Source organism: Erythrobacter sp. LQ02-29 (genome assembly GCF_022576075.2).
GTDB lineage: Bacteria > Pseudomonadota > Alphaproteobacteria > Sphingomonadales > Sphingomonadaceae > Alteriqipengyuania.
In genome coordinates this window covers 678,921-695,199 of the sequence record NZ_JANCNT010000001.1, presented here as the reverse complement: position 1 = coordinate 695,199, position 16,279 = coordinate 678,921, and the positions used below count along the sequence as shown (strand labels likewise).

The window sequence follows — 16,279 nt, the reverse complement described above, 5'->3', positions numbered from 1 at the left end:
GGAGTTCGACACGCTACGCAGGGTCCCCAACGGCTTGGCGCCCGTGCGGTAGAAGTCGTCAGACCCCCAGTCCGGCGCGCGGATCGGTATCGTCCTGCCAACCTTCGAGCCGTTTGGCCAGTTCCGACGGGTCCTGCGGCAGCGCGATTTCCAGCGTCACCAGCTGGTCGCCGCGCCCGCCGCTCTTCTTCGAAAAGCCCTTGCCGGTAAGCCGCATGGTCGTGCCGCCCGACATGCCCGGCTTGATCGTCAGCATTACGGGGCCGTCCACGGTGGGTACGCGCACCTTGGCCCCGTGTACCGCTTCGCCGAGCGTGATCGGCAGGTCGAGGCGGACATTGTCGCCTTCGCGGCGGAAGAAAGAATGGGGATCGATGGCGATGGTCACGATGCCGTCGCCCGCACCGCCCGGCCCCTGTTCGCCTTTCCCCTTCAGCCGCATCTGGGTGCCGTCCTCGACCCCGGCGGGCAGTTTCAGGTCGATCGTCTTGCCGTCGGCCAGCGTGATCCGCTGGTCCTTGCGCGCGGCGGCATCGACGAAGGGAACGCGCAGGCGGTAGCCGATATCGGCCCCCTTGCGCGGGGGTGGCGGTGGCGGCCGTCGAAAGCCGCCGCCCGCCTGACCACGGCCGCCCGCGCTTCGCCCGAACAGGTCGGAGAAGATATCGCCCAGATCGACTTCCTCGCCACCGAACCCCTGGAAATCCTGCGCGTTGAACCCGCGCGGGTCGCCGCCGCTGCCACGGCGGAAGCCGCCTGCACCGCCACCCATTCCGGCGAAGGGATTAGTCGGATTGCCCTCGCCATCGATTTCGCCGCGATCGAATTGCGCGCGCTTGTCCTTGTCTGACAGCAGGTCGTACGCATTGGTTACCTGGCTGAACCGCTCGGCCGCCTTCGGGTTGTCCTTGTTGCGGTCGGGATGCAGCTCCTTCGCAAGGGTCCGGTAGGCGCTCTTGATCTCCTTCTCGGAGGCGGAGCGTGCGACGCCAAGGGTTGCGTAGGGATCGGCCATGGCGTGTTAGCTAGGCATAGCACCGATTTGGCGCAAGAACCCTGTCTTTCCTACGATCGCGCGAGGGGGTAAGGGCGCCGCCATGCAAACCGCTCCCGGACATCTTGGCAACCTTTCGCAGGAACTCCGGCGGAGCGTCCGTTTTTCCGCCCCTGGACACTGTTCCATGTGTTCCATCCTGTAGGAGTTCGTTCATGGAAGCCGAGCGCAGCGCCATCCCCGAAAGCGATCCGTTCGCACTGTTCGACACCTGGTTTGCGCAAGCGCGAGAGAGCGAGCCGAACGATTCCAATGCGATGGCGCTCGCGACGGCGACGCCGGAGGGCGCGCCCTCGGTGCGGATGGTGTTGCTGAAGGGGCATGGGAGCGATGGCTTCACCTTCTACACCAATGCGCAAAGCCGCAAGGGCGAGGAAATCCGCGCGAATATGCAGGCCGCGTTGCTGTTCCATTGGAAGAGCCTGCGTCGCCAGATCCGGATCGAGGGCCCGCTTGCCGAGGTGAGCAGCAGCGAGGCGGATGATTACTTCCACTCGCGCGCCCGGGTGTCGCAAATCGGCTCGGCGGCGTCCGACCAGTCGCGCCCGCTACCCGACAGGCAGGTCTATCTCGATCGCGTCGCAGCGCTGGAGGATGAATACGAGGGCGCGGAGGAGATCCCGCGCCCGCCGCACTGGACAGGCTTCACGCTGACGCCCGAACGGATCGAATTCTGGCTTGATCGGCCCAACCGGTTGCACGACCGGCGGCTGTTCACGCGCGATCGCGGCACCGGCGGCTGGACGAATACGCTGCTGTATCCATGAGCGAAAGGGCGACCTTGGCTCGCAGCGCGGCGTTTGCCTCGATCGGGGTCGCGGCGGTGCTCATCTCGCTCAAGACATGGGCGACGGTGCGCACCGGCTCGGCGGCGATGATGGGCAGCCTCGCCGATTCTTCGCTCGACTTGCTGGCCAGCATGGTCACGCTGGTTGGCGTATGGATCGCGGCCCAGCCCGCCGATCGGGACCACCGGTTCGGGCACGGCAAGGCGGAAGCGGTCGCCGCGATGATTCAGGTTCTGCTGATTGCGATCTCCGCCGCCGCCATCGCCTTCCGCTCGATCGACGATCTGGTCTCCGGCGCGCGCGTGACCGCCGCGACCGACGGCATATATGTTTCCCTGTTCGCGATCCTTGCCACGCTCGGGCTGCTCGCCTGGCAGCGTTTCGTGATCGCGCGCACCCGCTCGGTCGCCATCCGGACGGACTTCGTCCACTACCAGTCCGACCTGTTGCTCAACCTCGCGGTGATCGCGGCGCTCGCGCTGGACCAGTATGCGGGTCTGTCGGGCGCGGACCCGCTGTTCGGCCTCGCCATCGCCGCGTGGCTGATCTGGGGCGCATACCGATCGGGGACCGAGGCGATCGATCACCTGATGGACCGGGAGTGGGACGAGGCGAAGCGCCAGCGCTTCGTCGCGGCCGCAGCCGAGCACCACGAGCTGAGCAATCTGCACGATCTCCGTACCCGCACGGCGGGCAATCGCGATTTCGTGCAGTTCCACGTCGACATGCCCGCGCGCATGACGGTGGGCGAGGCGCACGACATCCTAGAGAAAGTCGAGGAAGATCTGTGCCGCCGCTTCCCCGATACCGAATTGCTGATCCACATCGATCCGCGCGGCCATGTGGACGAGCCGGACAATCCGCTCGCCGAGGAAAACGAATTCGCAAAGCTGGAGAAACGCCCGTGAGCGATACCGCCACCACCATCCCCTACTGGCATGTCGATGCCTTTGCCGCGCGGCCCTTCGCCGGGAACCAGGCGGCGGTGATGGTGCTCGATGCCTGGCTGCCCGGCGATGTCCTGCAATCCATCGGCGAAGAGAACAATTTCGCCGAGACCGCCTTCGTCGTGCGCGACGCGACCGGCGCGGCGGACTGGGAACTGCGCTGGTTCACGCCGACCTGCGAGATCCGGCTGTGCGGCCACGCCACGCTGGCCAGCGGTTTCGTGCTGCTCGATCCCGCGAACGGTTTCGGCGGTGGCGAGCGCGTAACCTTCCGCACGCGCAAGGCCGGAGTGCTGGAGGTGCGGCGGACACAAGAGGGTCACGAGCTGGCGCTCCCCGGGATTCGCACTGAACCGCATACCTGGCCCGAGGCGGTCGCGGGGCTGGGGGCGCAACCCGAACATATCGAGCGCAATGCCGATGGTTACACGATCCTGCGCTACGCCGACGAGGCGACGGTCCGCGCGCTCGATCCCGACATGCGCGCGCTGCTGGCGCTAGGCGACGACCAGTTCATCTGCACCGCGCCCGGAGACAAGACCGATGTCGTCAGCCGCGTGTTCGTGCCGGGCGGCGGAGTGGACGAGGACAGTGTGACTGGTTCCGCCCACGCCGCGCTCACGCCCTACTGGGCGGGACAGCTCGGGCGCGACAGTTTCACCGCGCATCAGGCCTCGGCGCGCGGTGGCGATCTCGCCTGTCGGCTCGATGGCGACCGGGTATGGCTCGGCGGCCCGTGCGTGACGGTGGTCGAGGGGCGTTTCCATCTGCCCGCCTAGCGAGCGGGATAGAGGTCCACGACGTCGTTCAGCCGGTTCAGCAGCACGCGCCGTTCGGCCTCGTCCGAATGGCCCAGCCGGACCACGGTCAGCCGCTGTTTGGGCGAGACGATGACGTACTGCCCCATATGCCCGATCGCGGCGAAGATGCCGCTTGGCTGGGAGATGGGGTGCAGGGGATCGTCCTCCTGCGAGGCAGTGGTGTTGAGCCAGGTTTGCGCGCCGTAGTTCTTCTCGCGCGGGCTAGGGCTGGTCATGAAGGTCACCCACTGCCGCGGCACCAGCTGCGCGCCCTTCCACGACCCGCCGTGGCGCAGGAATTCGCCGAAGGTCGCCCAGTCGCGGGCGGTGCCGTGGATCAGGCTCCCCCCGATCAGCGTGCCGTGCGCGTCGAACTCCGGCACCATGGACGTCATGCCGAGCGGGCCGAACAGCCGGTCGCGCAGGAACCCGGCGACCGCCTGTCTCCGGGTCTCCGGGTCGTCACTGTTACCGGTCAGAACCCGCGCGGCGATGTCGGCGAGGATCACCGTGGTGTTGCTCGAATATTCGAACTTCGCGCCCGGCTCCGCCTCCAGCGGCTGCGATTCGGCATAGGCGGCCATGTTGTCGCGCCCGTCGAGAAACAGCATCCGCACTTCGGACGATTCGTAGGGCACCGGCCCGGCTTCGGTATGACGCAGGCCCGATCGCATCTGCAGCAGCTGGCGCAGCGTAATCTCGCCGCGCGGATCGCCGGGGCGCTGCCAGCGCGGGATCGGCGGCGACTGGTCGAGCCGCAATTGCCCGTCGGCGACCAGCATGCCGATCATCACGCCGGTCACGGTCTTGGCCATCGACCAGCTGATCATCCGCGTGTCCTTGTCGTAGCCCGGCGCATAGCGCTCGGCCGCGATCTTGCCGCCCTGCATCACCAGCACCGCGCGGGTTTCGCCCAGCTCCGGATCGGTGAACAGGGTGTCGACCGCGCGCGCCAGATCCTCCGTTGGCGCGCCCGCATCCTTGGTCACCGCCTCCAGCGCCTTGCTGTCGAGCGGCGGCGGCGCGTCGGGTTGGGAGCTGCACGCGGCAAGGCTCGCCGCGGCACTTGCTGCAAGGGCCAGCGGCACGATAAGGGCGGGGCGAAAGCGGGGCATATCAGGCCCGCGCATCTCGCAACAGGAGCCGCGCTTGGCAACGGGAAAACGGAAGACCACGCGGCGGAAAGCCCGCTCCACCAGCCGCGGTGGACGGTGGTTGTGGGTGCTGCTGGTCGTCCTGCTGCTCGCGGCGGTCGCCTACGCCTTTTGGGGCGAGACGCTGCGTGGCTATGGCCGCGCGGGCACCGCCTATGGCGCGCGAGTCGCCTGCTCCTGCCGCTATGTCGAAGGGCGCACGCTGGCGGACTGCAAGAAGGACAAGCTCGCCGGGATGGAACTGGTCTTCCTGTCGGACGACGATACGGAGAAGAGCGTCACCGCGACCTTCCCCCTGGTCGCCAGCGATACGGCTCGCCTGCGCGACGGCTATGGCTGCGTGCTCGACCCGTGGAAGCACTGATCCGTCACGCGGCGCGCTCGGTTTCCTCGATCCAGCCGCCGCCGATCACGCGCTCTCCGGCATAGATTACCGCCGCCTGTCCGGGCGCGACGCCGAATTCGGCGTTCTCGAAAAGGATCGTCGCCGCCGCGCCGTCGCCGAGCGAACCTTCCAGCGCGACCGGCACCGGCTTCGCCAGCGAGCGGACCTTGGCCGTCAGCGGCGCATCCGGCAGCGGACCGATGCGGTTGGTGCCCGATAGCCGCGCGGCGACCACCCCCAGCAGGCGCTTGGGGCCAACGCGCACTTCCGCCGCATCGGCATCGAGGCCGACGACGTAGAGCGGCTCGGGCTGACCCCCGATCTCCAGCCCGCGGCGCTGGCCGACGGTGAAGTGGATCACGCCCGCATGCTCGCCCAGCCGTTCGCCGCTTTCCGCATGGACGATCGTCCCGGGTCGCGCGCCTTCGGGCCGCAGCTTCTTCACCAGCTTCGCATAATCGCCATCCGGCACGAAACAGATGTCCTGGCTGTCCGGCTTGGCCGCATTGCGCAGCCCGGCGTTCTCGGCAAGGTCGCGGACCTCGGCCTTGGGCAGTCCGCCAAGCGGGAAGCGCAGGAAGGCGAGCTGTTCCTCGGTCGTCGCGAAGAGGAAATAGGACTGGTCGCGCGCCGGGTCCGCCGCGCGGTGCAGCTCTGGCCCCGCCGCGCCTGCCACCCGGCGCACATAATGCCCGGTCGCGAGGCAGTCGGCCCCCAGCTCGCGCGCCATGCGCAGCAGATCGGTGAATTTGGGCCCCATATTGCAGCGGATGCAGGGCACCGGCGTGCGGCCGGAAAGGTAATCGTCGGCGAAACTGTCGACCACTTCTTCGCGAAAGGCGCTTTCGTGGTCGAACACGTAATGCGCGATACCGAGCCGGTCGGCCACCGCCTGCGCGTCGCGGATATCGTCGCCTGCGCAGCACGCGCCCTTGCGGCCTGTGGCCGCGCCGTAGTCGTAGAGCTGGAGCGTGATGCCGATCACCTCCGCTCCGGTACGCGCGGCCAGCGCCGCGACGACGGAGGAATCCACCCCGCCCGACATGGCCACGACGATGCGGCATTCGCCGGCCGGGCGCGGCAGGTCGAACAGCGCGGCCGCGTCGGCCGCGGCATCGAGGGGATCGGCTTTCATCATGGCGAGGTCGCCCCGATACCAATTCACACCGTCTGCGCAAAGGGTCGGCATTTGGCGGCGATCGCGTTTACCCGATCTTGACCACGCGTCGCTACGCTGACGTCATGTTCGAAAGAGCGATCCCCGTCCCGCACGATACGGAGTTGCCGCTGCGTGCGTTCGACTGGGCCGAGCTCGTCGCCCGGCTGGACGCACGACGGGAACTGCGCGCAAATCTCAATGCGGCTCGCCATGCCCGATCGAGCTTCGATCCGCAGGCTGCGCGACAATTGTTCGACCAGGTGGAAAGGAGCATTAACCATAATGCTTTAGAGCGCCGCAAATTCCACGGTAGCATACCCTCTTCATCGCCGAGAGGGCGAACCGTTCCCGACCGAGAGATGTCATGATTGAAAACCAGAAAATCCGTCCCGAACAGGTTATCGGGCCGCTTGGCGAACCTCTTACGCTGAACGATCTGCCGAAGCAGAACACGAAGCGTTGGGTGGTGCGCCGCAAGGCCGAGGTGGTCGCAGCCGTGAACGGCGGTCTTCTCACCATCGACGAGGTGCTGGAGCGCTACGGCCTGACGCTGGAGGAGTTCGCTTCCTGGCAGCGTGCGGTCGACAGGTCCGGGATGCAGGGCCTGCGCGTCACCCGTATTCAGCATTATCGCGAACTCTACGAGCGCCAGCTTAAATATTGAGGATGGGCCCGGTCCCACCGCTATTTGCGGCGCAGACCGGCGTTCTACGGCGCCGACTAACTTGGCGCTAATGTTTCGGGGAACCCGCTTACACATTCGCACGTTTCCCGCCCCATACTCCCCACCGAACAGGAGGATTGGGAAATGGGCTGGATTATCACTATTATTGTCGGCGGTATCGCAGGTTGGCTGGCCAGCATGGTCATGAACCGGGATGCCTCGATGGGTATTCTGTGGAATATCATCGTCGGTATCATCGGCGGCCTGATCGCCAGCGCGATCGGTGCGACGTGGTTCGGAACCGGCTGGATCGGCTATCTTATCACGGCCTTCATCGGCGCGGTCATTCTGCTCGCGATCGTGAATCTGGTCCAGCGCGGGCGCGTGCGCTAACCGCTCGCAAACTTACCGGAAAAAGAGAAAGGGGCTGCCCATCGGGCGGCCCCTTTTTTGGTGCGTTCCTAAGGCAGGGCAGCCCGCCTTTCATTGCCTCAGTCCGGACACCCGGATAAAGCGCTGAGGAACGAGCGAAAACGCTTCGGCTTGCGCGAAGTGATCTATGCTCCTAATACAGCTCCAATTGAAGAGGCTGCATCGAGCATGAATTATCAATCGCCAGGCGATCCGGGCACATCGCCCCACGCAGACGATTTGCCCCCCGGCGCGCAGAACGGCGAATTCGAACCGGTGGCGAAAGACCGGCGCTGGCGCACGATCGCCGCCGTCGTGGTGGTCGTGGCGCTGTTGGCGCTGGCCTACTTCTGGTATCATTCCGGCGATGGTACTGCGGAAGAAGCGGAGGGTGCGCAGAGCGCCCAGCGGGTGACCGTTACCGCGCCGGGTCGGTCGACCATCGCCGGCACGATCAGTGCCACCGGTACGCTCGCCGCTCGGCGGACCCTGCCCGTGGGCGTGGTGGGCGAGGGTGGCCGCGTGGTTTCGGTCAACGTCGAACAGGGTGACTGGGTGCGTCAGGGACAGGTGCTGGTTTCGATCGACCGCTCGGTTCAGGATCAGCAGGCGCGCAGCGCGGCGGCCCAGATCGAGGTCGCGCGGGCCGATGCGCAACTGGCGCAGAACAATCTCGATCGCGCGCTCCAGCTCGTCGATCGCGGCTTCATCTCCAAGGCCGACGTCGATCGTCTCACCGCCACGCGCGATGCCGCCGTGGCGCGGGTAAAGGTGGCGCAGGCGCAGCTGGGCGAGTTGCAGGCACGCAACGCGCGGCTCAACATCTATGCCCCCGCTTCGGGGCTGGTGCTCGAACGCAATGTCGAACCGGGCCAGACCGTCAGCCCCGGTGGCCAACCACTGATCACGATTGCGCAGGGTGGAGAGCTGGAATTGCTGGCTCAGGTCGGCGAGAGCGATCTGGCGAAGCTATCCCCCGGGGTGGAGGCTCAGGTCACGCCCGTCGGCGGCACCCAGACCTTTACCGGGCAAATCTGGCAGATCGAGCCGACCATCGACCCCCAGACCCGCCAAGGCATCGCGCGTGTTGCGCTGTCCTACGATCCCGCGCTCAAGCCCGGCGGGTTCGCCAGCGCCACGATCAACAGCGGCACGGTGGTCGCCCCGCGCCTGCCCGAAAGCGCGATCCTGTCGGACGACGATGGCAGCTACGTCTATATCGTCGACAAGGAGAACAAGGTTCGTCGCCGGGGCGTGACGACCGGAATCGTGACAGGCGAAGGTATCGCCGTGACCTCCGGTCTCGACGGCAGCGAACGGGTCGTGCTGCGGGCGGGCGGCTTCCTCAATCCCGGGGACACGGTAGAACCGGTGGTCGAGCGCTAAGCCCATGAATTTTCGCAACATGTCCGCGTGGTCGATACGCAACCCGATCATCTCGATCGTGTTCTTCATCGGCCTGACGATCGCCGGCCTGGTGTCCTTCAACCGCCTGGCGATCGTGAACACACCAGAGGTGGAGTTCCCCGCGGTCACGGTCAGCATCAGCCAGCCGGGTGCGGCCCCCACCGAAATCGAGACGCAGATCACGCAGCGCGTGGAATCGGCGATCCGGTCCATCAATGGCGTCGAGGATATCCAGTCCACCGCCAGCGAGGGGAACAGCAGCACCTTCGTCAATTTCGCCATCGGCACCGACGTGAACGATGCAGTGAACGAGGTGAAAAACGCGGTCGACCAGATCCGCGGCGACTTGCCCGACGGCATCCTGGAACCGCGCGTCTCCAAGGTGGAGATCAACGGCGGCGGCACCGTCGGCTTCTATGCCGTCAAAGCCGACGACATGACGCTGGAACAGCTGAGTTGGTTCGTCGACGACACGGTTTCGAAGCGGCTGCTCTCGGTCGAAGGCATGGCGCAGGTCAGCCGGGCCGGCGGCGTCGACCGCGAGATCCGCGTCATCCTCGATCCACAGCGCATGCAATCGCTGGGCGTGACCGCGCGCGACATCAACGCCGTCTTGCGCCAGGTCAATGTGAACGCCGCCGGCGGCCAGGCCGAAATCGCGGGTTCGCGCCAGTCGGTGCGCGTGCTCGGCAACGCCGCCGATGCCTATCAGCTGTCGCAGGCGCAGATTCCGATCGGCGCCGGCCGGACGGTCAAGCTGTCCGATATCGCCACCGTAACCGATGGCAATTCGGAGCGGTCGCGCATTTCCCGCGTCGGCGACAACGAAGTCGTGACGTTCTCAATGTCCCGCGCAAAGGGCGTATCCGAAGTGTCGGTGTACGACGACGCGCAGGAGGTGATGAAGGAGATCGAGGCGGAGAACCCCGGCATCAAGTTCACCGAGCTGTTCACCCCGGTTCCCTATACCAAGGGCCAGTATGAAAGCTCGATGGCGGCGCTGGTCGAGGGCGCGATCCTGGCGATCGTGGTCGTGTTCTTCTTCCTGCGCGACTGGCGCGCGACGCTGATCAGCGCGATCGCCATTCCGCTCTCGGCGATCCCGACCTTCTGGTTCATGGACCTGCTGGGCTTCAACCTGAACTTCCTCTCCCTGCTCGCGCTCAGCCTGGTGGCGGGCGTGCTGGTCGACGATGCCATCGTGGAAATCGAGAACATCGTGCGGCACATGCGCATGGGCAAGAGCGCCTATCAGGCATCCATCGACGCGGCGGACGAAATCGGCCTCGCCGTTGTCGCCACAACATTCTCCATCGTCGCAGTCTTCCTGCCCGTGGGCATGATGCCGGGCATTCCGGGGGAGTTCTTCAAGCCGTTCGGACTTACCGTGGTAGTGGCGGTGCTGATCAGCCTGTTGGTCGCACGCCTCATCACCCCGATGATCGCGGCCTACTTCCTGAAGGCGCACGGCCATGCGGAGCATGGCGAGGGCCGCGCCATGGATTACTACATGAAAGTACTCGCCTGGACGCTGGACGACCGCAAAAGCAAGGCGATGCGCGCGAACATCGAACGCGTTCAGGGCAGGTGGTATTACTATCCGTTCGTCGTACTTGCGGTAATCGCGCTTATCGTGGCGACGGTGGTCATGGGCTGGCTGGTCGGGCAACAGCTCATGGGTCTGGGCCTGCCGCTGCTGGTGGTCGCGCTGGTCGCACCGATCATCGCCGTCGCTCTGGGTGTGCTGCTGGGAAAACTGGTCAAGCTTATCCTCGGTCTGCTCGGCGGCTTCGGCCGTTACTATCGCAGCTTCTCCGAACGTTTCCGCGCCCGCAGCCGCGACCACCGCTTCTGGGCGTTCTGTATCGGGGTCTATGCCCTGATCCTGACCGGTGCCTTGCTGGCCGGTCTGCCGCAGCAGTTCCAGCCCACCGTCAACGAGGACACCAGCCGGGTAAATATCGAAATGGTGCCGGGCACCACGATCGATCAGACCGCGCGAATGACCGCGCAGGTCAAGAAGCTGGTCGAGGATCAGCCCGAGGTGCAACTGGTGACCGAGGCCATTCGCGAAGGGAGTGCGACGCTCTATATCGATCTGGTGCCTGCCGACGAACGCGATGCGACCAGCACCGAGTTCGAGCGCCGGATGGGGCCACGCCTCGGCGCGGTGTCCGACGCGCGGGTGAGCGTCGCGTCGCAAAACGGCGGCTTCGGCACCGGGCGCGATATCTCCGTGATGCTGGCGGGCAGCAATCCCACGCTCCTGAACGAGACCGCGCAGACGCTCGCGCAGCAGATGCGCTCGATCAAGGGGGTGGTCGCGCCCCGGATCGCGGCCGATCTCCAGCGGCCGGAGCTGCTGATCGTCCCGCGCGAGGATCTCGCCGCGCAGCTCGGTGTGACCACCGCGGCGCTCAGCAGCGCGATCCGTATCGCCACCCTGGGCGAGATCGACCAGAACGCAGCCAAGTTCTCTCTGCAGGACCGCCAGGTGCCGATCCGCGTCATGCTGCCGCGCTCCTCGCGCCGCGACCTCTCCACGATCGAGAACCTGCCGGTGAGCACCAGCTCCGGCGGGTCGGTCCCGCTCAAGCTGGTCGCGGACATCCGCTTCGGCGCGGGTCCGACGCAAATCCAGCGCTACAACCAGTCGCGTCGCGTGTTCGTCGGTGCCGATCTGGGCGAAGGCGTGGTCAAAGGCCCCGTTATGGAGGAAATCCAGAAGCTGCCGATCATGCAGAACCTCCCGGCGGGCGTCAGCAACGATGCCGTGGGTGAGGACAAATGGCAGGCGGAGATGATCAACAGCTTCATCATCGCTGTGATCAGCGGCATCTTCCTGGTCTTCGGCGTGCTCGTGTTGCTCTATCGTCGCTTCGTATCTCCGCTCGTCAACATGACGTCGCTGTTGCTGGCCCCGCTTGGCGGGCTGATCGCGCTGATGATTATCGGGCAGCCGATTTCGATGCCCGTCTATATCGGCATGCTGATGCTGCTGGGGATCGTCGCGAAGAACTCGATCCTGCTGATCGACTTCGCGCTGGAGGAAATGCATGCCGGTGTGCCGAAGCGCGCGGCCATCCTGGATGCAGGGCACAAGCGCGCGCAGCCGATCGTGATGACGACGGTCGCGATGACGGCGGGCATGGTGCCGACCGCCATCTCGCTGGCGGGCGATTCCGCCTGGCGCGCGCCGATGGGCACGGTGGTGATCGGTGGTCTGATCCTCTCGACGCTGCTGACGCTGGTCCTGATCCCCGCGGGCTTCAGTCTCGCCGACGGGTTCGAGAAGCGGCTCGGCCCGTGGCTGCGCGACAATATCCTGACCTATCGCCCCGGCGACGACCGCTCGCCGGGTGAGAGCCGGGGCGACGTCGCCCCCGCCGAGTGACGCAAGCGCGCTCAGCGACCCCACCCCCCGGCAATTTGCCGCCCGATCGCGCGCGGCGAATGCGGATCGTCGCGACCTCCATGCTGGTCGCGATGGCGGGGCTGTTCGTGCTTTCCGGCCGGTTCCTCACCCTCCATCCCGCCTGGGGTTTCGTCCATGCCTTCGCAGAGGCGGCGATGGTGGGCGGGTTGGCCGATTGGTTCGCGGTAACCGCGCTGTTCCGCCATCCGCTGGGCCTGCCGATCCCGCACACCGCTATCATTCCGCAGAACAAGGACCGCATCGCGGATACGATGGCGGGGTTCTTGCGCAGCAACTTCCTCACGCCCGTCGTGGTCGCGCGGCGCATGCGGGGAATGAACCTTGCCGGGGCGCTGGGCGAGTTCCTGTCTCAGCCGGGCGGAGAAACACAGTCCCGGATCACGGCGGGCGGAGCCGAGCTGTTCGCCGAAATCCTCGAATCGCTCGATCCGGAACGGCTCGGGACCCAGGTACGCGCCGGCCTGGCCGCGCAACTGGGGAAGATCGAACTCGCTCCGCTGCTGGGCCGGATGCTCGAAAGCGCCATCGCCGATGGCAAACATCGGCCGTTGCTGGATGGGCTGATCCGCTGGGCGGGTCTTGCACTCGAAGACAACGAGGAGATGGTGCGCGAGATGATCCGCGCCCGTGCGAACGCGGTCCTGCGCTGGACGGGCCTCGACTCGCGCATCTCCACCTCGGTGCTGGATGGGCTTTACCGCTTACTGGCCGAGGTGCTGGTCGATCCCGAACATCCGCTGCGGAACAAGGTGGAGGAAGGGCTGAAGAGCCTCGCACACGACCTGCAGCACGATCCCCAGATGCGCGCGCGGGTGGAGCAGACCAAGCTCGACCTGATGGAGAACCCCGCCGTCGCAGATTGGTGGATGGGGGTGTGGGAGCGGATGCGGGCCTCCCTGATTGCGCGGGTTCGCGATCCCGCAGGCGGCCTGGGCGGCGAACTGCGCAAGGCGCTGGCCGAACTTGGCACCGCGCTACAGGGCGACGCGCGCCTGCAGACGCAGATCAACCGCTTCACGCGCCGTACCGCCGTCGGCGTCGCAACGCGCTACGGCGAACAGATCGTGCGACTGGTGTCCGAAACCGTGAAGCGCTGGGACGCCACCACGGTCACCGCGCGGATAGAGGGAGCCGTGGGCCGCGACCTGCAGTTCATCCGGATCAACGGCACGCTGGTAGGTGGGCTGGTCGGGGTGGTGATCCACGGACTGGATTGGGCGTTCTAGCGCGCGCCCATATCCTCACGGTATCTGGAACCGTACGGTATTCGTGTAGAAGGATGCCACCGGCGCTCCGTCGGCTGCCAGCGCCGGTTTGAACCGGGCGCGCTTCAGCAGATTATCGCAGGTCACGTCTTCGAAACCCGCCGGTTTGGTCGCACCTTGGATGATACAATCTGTCGGTTTGCCGGTCGCATCGATCATAAGGCGAAAATGGACCATGCCTTGCTGCCCGGAATCCAGCGCATTTTTCGGGTAATCACCGGGTCGTATCCAGCGCCCCGGGCTCTCCAGCGGGACCGCCGGTCGTTCCTGCGCCGCTACCATGGCAGGATCGAAGCCCCACGATTCTACCAGTGAGTCGAGACACTTATCCATCGCGGCGAATGCTTCTCCAAGCGATCCTGTTTCCAGGATGACGCGATCGTCCTTACCCTTGCCCAGCACCAGCCGACTGGCGGCGTTCCGCCGCTCGGCGGAAACTGCGGGGGGATCGCGATAATCCCAGTCCGTGTCGTAATCGACATCATCGAAGAAGCCCTCCGGAAGGGGGTCGAGCCGAGTCGTTCCGAAGATCAGGGCCGGTTTGAAATCCCCTAAAGAGCCAACATTTACGAACGTATCCGTGGGTTGCCCGTCGGGATCGAACCGGACGCTCAATTCCGCGTTGCTCGCTGACCTAGGCGTCAGCGCGCGCAGAGGTTTGCCGGCCACGATCATGCTGAATCCGTCGCCGGGCGCGTATTCCGCGATGACCAGCACGACGGGGTCGTCCGCCTCGCCAAAGGAGCGCGCAAGACGGCAAGCGCTTTCGGCGTAGTCCAATTGCCAGGGCGAATTCGGTTTCAACACGACAGGCTCGCGCCCCAGCGCAGCGGGTGACTGCGTTGCCAGGCCCAGGGCGGTGAGTCCGAGAACGATACAGTTCTTCATCGCCCCAAGTTATTGGGACCGTTTTTCTCCGTCAATCCAGCGCCCGTCTTATCGGCCCGCGCCTACAACTTCTCGGTCAGCTCCGGCACGATCTTGTAGAGATCGCCGACCAGGCCGATGTCCGCGACCTGGAAGATCGGCGCGTCCTCGTCCTTGTTGATGGCAATGATGGTCTTGGAATCCTTCATGCCGGCGAGGTGCTGGATCGCGCCCGAAATGCCGATCGCGATATACACGTCGGGGGCCACGATCTTGCCGGTCTGGCCGACCTGGTAATCGTTCGGCACGTAGCCCGCGTCGACCGCCGCGCGTGATGCACCCACGCCTGCGCCCAGCTTGTCCGCGAGCGGCATGATATATTCCTGGAAGGTCTCGGCATCCTTCAGCGCGCGCCCGCCCGAAACGATGATGCTGGCGCTAGTCAGCTCGGGGCGATCGCCGCCTTCGGCCACGTCCTGGCTGACGAAGCTGGAGATACCGGCGTCCCCGGGGCCGGAGACATCCTCGACGCCCGCCGAGCCGCCTTCGGCCTCCGCCTTGTCGAACGCGGTGCCGCGCACGGTGACGACCAGCTTGGGATCGGAGGATTCGACCGTCGCGATCGCGTTGCCTGCATAGATCGGGCGCTTGAAGGTCTTGTCGCCTTCGACCGAGATGATGTCGGACAGCTGCATCACATCCAGCAGAGCGGCGACGCGCGGCGCGATGTTCTTGCCGGTGGTGGTGGAAGGCGCGAGGAAAGCGTCGTAACCATCCATCAGCTTGGCGACGAGCGGCGCGACATTCTCGGGCAACTGGTGCTCGTAGGCGGCGTCGTCCGCCTTCAGCACCTTCGAGACGCCCGCGATCTTCGCCGCGGCATCGGCGGCCCCGCCGCAATCCTTCCCCGCGACCAGCAGCGTCACATCGCCGAGCTTCGCGGCAGCGGTGACGGTGGAGAGCGTCGCATCGGCGACGGCGGTGTTGTCGTGTTCGACCAGAACGAGTGTGTTCATAATTATAACCCTACCTCAAATCCGTTCGGGCTGAGCTTGTCGGAGCCCTGTCCTGCTTTCCGCCACGCCCCGGAAGAAGAGCGGCCCTTCGACAAGCTCGGGGCGAGCGGATGGGGAATAGTTCAAGCGATGCCGAGCGCCTTGATCTTCGCGACGAGCGCATCGACATCTTCCACCTTCTCGCCCGCCTGGCGGACCGGCGGTTCGGAGACATTGGTGGTGGTCAGACGCGCCGCGATATCGACGCCGTAATCGGCAGGCGTCTTGGTATCGAGCGGCTTCTTCTTCGCCTTCATGATGTTGGGCAGGCTGGCATAGCGCGGCTCGTTCAGGCGCAGGTCGGTGGTTACGATCGCGGGCAGGGTCAGCTTGACCGTTTCCAGCCCGCCGTCGATCTCGCGCTTGACGGTCACGCTGTCGCCATCCACCTCGACCGTATTGGCGAAGGTGCCCTGCGGGCGTTCCATCAGTGCGGCCAGCATCTGGCCGGTCTGGTTCGAATCGTCCGAAATCGACTGCTTGCCCAGCATGATCAGGCCGGGCTGTTCCTCCTCGGCGATCTTCTTCAGGATCTTCGCGACGGCGAGCGGCTCGACCTCCTCGTCGGTCTCGACCAGGATCGCGCGGTCCGCACCCATGGCGAGCGCGGTGCGCAGCGTCTCCTGCGCCTTGGCCGGGCCGATCGACACGGCCACGATCTCTTCCGCCTTGCCCGATTCCTTCAACCGGATCGCCTCTTCCACGGCGATCTCGTCGAACGGGTTCATGCTCATCTTGACGTTGGCGAGATCGACGCCCGAGCCGTCGGCCTTGACCCGCGGCTTCACATTGTAATCGATCACCCGTTTTACGGGGACGAGGATCTTCATAGGGACTCCTTCCTCTCGAAACTTTCAGGCGGGACCTAACTTGCGCTTACGTAAACG

General features: G+C 65.7%; 15 protein-coding genes. 9 read left to right on the top strand and 6 right to left on the bottom strand.

The genetic code is table 11. The features are described from left to right. Positions 1-58: 58 nt before the first annotated feature. Positions 59-1,015 (bottom strand): DnaJ C-terminal domain-containing protein, encoded by a 957-nt coding sequence (locus tag MKP08_RS03400; protein WP_241554884.1) that lies wholly within the window; start codon positions 1,013-1,015, stop codon positions 59-61. A 194-nt stretch (positions 1,016-1,209) separates the two neighbouring features. Here MKP08_RS03400 and pdxH point away from each other — a divergent pair, with 194 nt between their 5' ends. The 3 genes from pdxH to MKP08_RS03385 are packed head-to-tail and all read left to right on the top strand — an operon-like array spanning position 1,210 to position 3,568. Then, positions 1,210-1,821, top strand: a complete 612-nt coding sequence (gene pdxH / locus MKP08_RS03395; protein WP_241554883.1) for a pyridoxamine 5'-phosphate oxidase — start codon at positions 1,210-1,212, stop codon at positions 1,819-1,821. Continuing rightward, positions 1,818-2,750 (top strand): cation diffusion facilitator family transporter, encoded by a 933-nt coding sequence (locus MKP08_RS03390; protein WP_241554882.1) that lies wholly within the window; start codon positions 1,818-1,820, stop codon positions 2,748-2,750. Before pdxH ends, MKP08_RS03390 begins: the two co-directional genes overlap by 4 nt. After that, positions 2,747-3,568: a PhzF family phenazine biosynthesis protein gene (locus MKP08_RS03385; protein WP_241554881.1), complete on the top strand. Its 822-nt coding sequence runs from the start codon at positions 2,747-2,749 to the stop codon at positions 3,566-3,568. Before MKP08_RS03390 ends, MKP08_RS03385 begins: the two co-directional genes overlap by 4 nt. Here the strand turns inward: MKP08_RS03385 and MKP08_RS03380 are convergent. Continuing rightward, on the bottom strand, positions 3,565-4,704 hold the full coding sequence (locus tag MKP08_RS03380) for a serine hydrolase (protein ID WP_241554880.1): 1,140 nt from the start codon (positions 4,702-4,704) through the stop codon (positions 3,565-3,567). The two genes, MKP08_RS03385 and MKP08_RS03380, sit on opposite strands and share 4 nt — an antisense overlap. Positions 4,705-4,738: 34 nt before the next feature. On the opposite strand from MKP08_RS03380, the gene MKP08_RS03375 reads away from it, so the two are divergent. Next, positions 4,739-5,107 carry a hypothetical protein gene (locus MKP08_RS03375; protein ID WP_241554879.1) on the top strand — a complete coding sequence of 123 codons (369 nt, stop codon included), beginning with the start codon at positions 4,739-4,741 and terminating at the stop codon, positions 5,105-5,107. A gap of 4 nt (positions 5,108-5,111) precedes the next feature. Here the strand turns inward: MKP08_RS03375 and mnmA are convergent, their stop codons facing one another. Beyond that, positions 5,112-6,266 (bottom strand): tRNA 2-thiouridine(34) synthase MnmA, encoded by a 1,155-nt coding sequence (mnmA, locus tag MKP08_RS03370; RefSeq protein WP_241554878.1) that lies wholly within the window; start codon positions 6,264-6,266, stop codon positions 5,112-5,114. Positions 6,267-6,651: 385 nt separating this feature from the next. Between mnmA and MKP08_RS03365 the strand changes: the two genes are divergently transcribed. From MKP08_RS03365 to MKP08_RS03345, 5 genes are all read left to right on the top strand, one after another. Next, positions 6,652-6,951, top strand: coding sequence for a DUF1153 domain-containing protein (locus MKP08_RS03365; protein ID WP_215229441.1), 300 nt, complete (start codon positions 6,652-6,654; stop codon positions 6,949-6,951). Between the two features lie 144 nt (positions 6,952-7,095). Next, entirely contained in the window at positions 7,096-7,344 is a 249-nt protein-coding gene (locus MKP08_RS03360) for a GlsB/YeaQ/YmgE family stress response membrane protein (protein WP_215229442.1), read from the top strand. A gap of 207 nt (positions 7,345-7,551) precedes the next feature. After that, complete coding sequence (locus MKP08_RS03355) at positions 7,552-8,748, top strand: efflux RND transporter periplasmic adaptor subunit (RefSeq protein WP_241554877.1); 1,197 nt, start codon at positions 7,552-7,554, stop codon at positions 8,746-8,748. A gap of 4 nt (positions 8,749-8,752) precedes the next feature. Then, on the top strand, positions 8,753-12,163 hold the full coding sequence (locus MKP08_RS03350; RefSeq protein ID WP_241554876.1) for an efflux RND transporter permease subunit: 3,411 nt from the start codon (positions 8,753-8,755) through the stop codon (positions 12,161-12,163). 59 nt (positions 12,164-12,222) lie between these two features. After that, the gene (locus MKP08_RS03345) at positions 12,223-13,431 is read left to right on the top strand and encodes a DUF445 domain-containing protein (protein ID WP_241554875.1); all 1,209 of its coding nucleotides are present in this window, start codon (positions 12,223-12,225) and stop codon (positions 13,429-13,431) included. 15 nt (positions 13,432-13,446) lie between these two features. Here the strand turns inward: MKP08_RS03345 and MKP08_RS03340 are convergent, their stop codons facing one another. The 3 genes from MKP08_RS03340 to MKP08_RS03330 all read right to left on the bottom strand — a co-directional run bounded on the left by MKP08_RS03340 (position 13,447) and on the right by MKP08_RS03330 (position 16,222). Beyond that, positions 13,447-14,358: an energy transducer TonB gene (locus tag MKP08_RS03340; protein ID WP_256969991.1), complete on the bottom strand. Its 912-nt coding sequence runs from the start codon at positions 14,356-14,358 to the stop codon at positions 13,447-13,449. Positions 14,359-14,420: 62 nt separating this feature from the next. After that, entirely contained in the window at positions 14,421-15,353 is a 933-nt protein-coding gene (locus MKP08_RS03335) for an electron transfer flavoprotein subunit alpha/FixB family protein (protein WP_241554873.1), read from the bottom strand. Between the two features lie 122 nt (positions 15,354-15,475). Then, the gene (locus tag MKP08_RS03330) at positions 15,476-16,222 is read right to left on the bottom strand and encodes an electron transfer flavoprotein subunit beta/FixA family protein (RefSeq protein WP_241554872.1); all 747 of its coding nucleotides are present in this window, start codon (positions 16,220-16,222) and stop codon (positions 15,476-15,478) included. Positions 16,223-16,279: the final 57 nt, after the last annotated feature.

Coding starts and splice junctions, on each gene's coding strand:
- pdxH (WP_241554883.1), top strand. CDS start 1,210: ATGGAAGCCGAGCGCAGCGCCATCCCCGAAAGCGATCCGTTCGCACTG.
- MKP08_RS03330 (WP_241554872.1), bottom strand. CDS start 16,222: ATGAAGATCCTCGTCCCCGTAAAACGGGTGATCGATTACAATGTGAAG.
- MKP08_RS03360 (WP_215229442.1), top strand. CDS start 7,096: ATGGGCTGGATTATCACTATTATTGTCGGCGGTATCGCAGGTTGGCTG.
- MKP08_RS03390 (WP_241554882.1), top strand. CDS start 1,818: ATGAGCGAAAGGGCGACCTTGGCTCGCAGCGCGGCGTTTGCCTCGATC.
- MKP08_RS03365 (WP_215229441.1), top strand. CDS start 6,652: ATGATTGAAAACCAGAAAATCCGTCCCGAACAGGTTATCGGGCCGCTT.
- MKP08_RS03400 (WP_241554884.1), bottom strand. CDS start 1,015: ATGGCCGATCCCTACGCAACCCTTGGCGTCGCACGCTCCGCCTCCGAG.
- MKP08_RS03335 (WP_241554873.1), bottom strand. CDS start 15,353: ATGAACACACTCGTTCTGGTCGAACACGACAACACCGCCGTCGCCGAT.
- mnmA (WP_241554878.1), bottom strand. CDS start 6,266: ATGATGAAAGCCGATCCCCTCGATGCCGCGGCCGACGCGGCCGCGCTG.
- MKP08_RS03340 (WP_256969991.1), bottom strand. CDS start 14,358: ATGAAGAACTGTATCGTTCTCGGACTCACCGCCCTGGGCCTGGCAACG.
- MKP08_RS03380 (WP_241554880.1), bottom strand. CDS start 4,704: ATGCCCCGCTTTCGCCCCGCCCTTATCGTGCCGCTGGCCCTTGCAGCA.
- MKP08_RS03345 (WP_241554875.1), top strand. CDS start 12,223: ATGCGGATCGTCGCGACCTCCATGCTGGTCGCGATGGCGGGGCTGTTC.
- MKP08_RS03350 (WP_241554876.1), top strand. CDS start 8,753: ATGAATTTTCGCAACATGTCCGCGTGGTCGATACGCAACCCGATCATC.
- MKP08_RS03355 (WP_241554877.1), top strand. CDS start 7,552: ATGAATTATCAATCGCCAGGCGATCCGGGCACATCGCCCCACGCAGAC.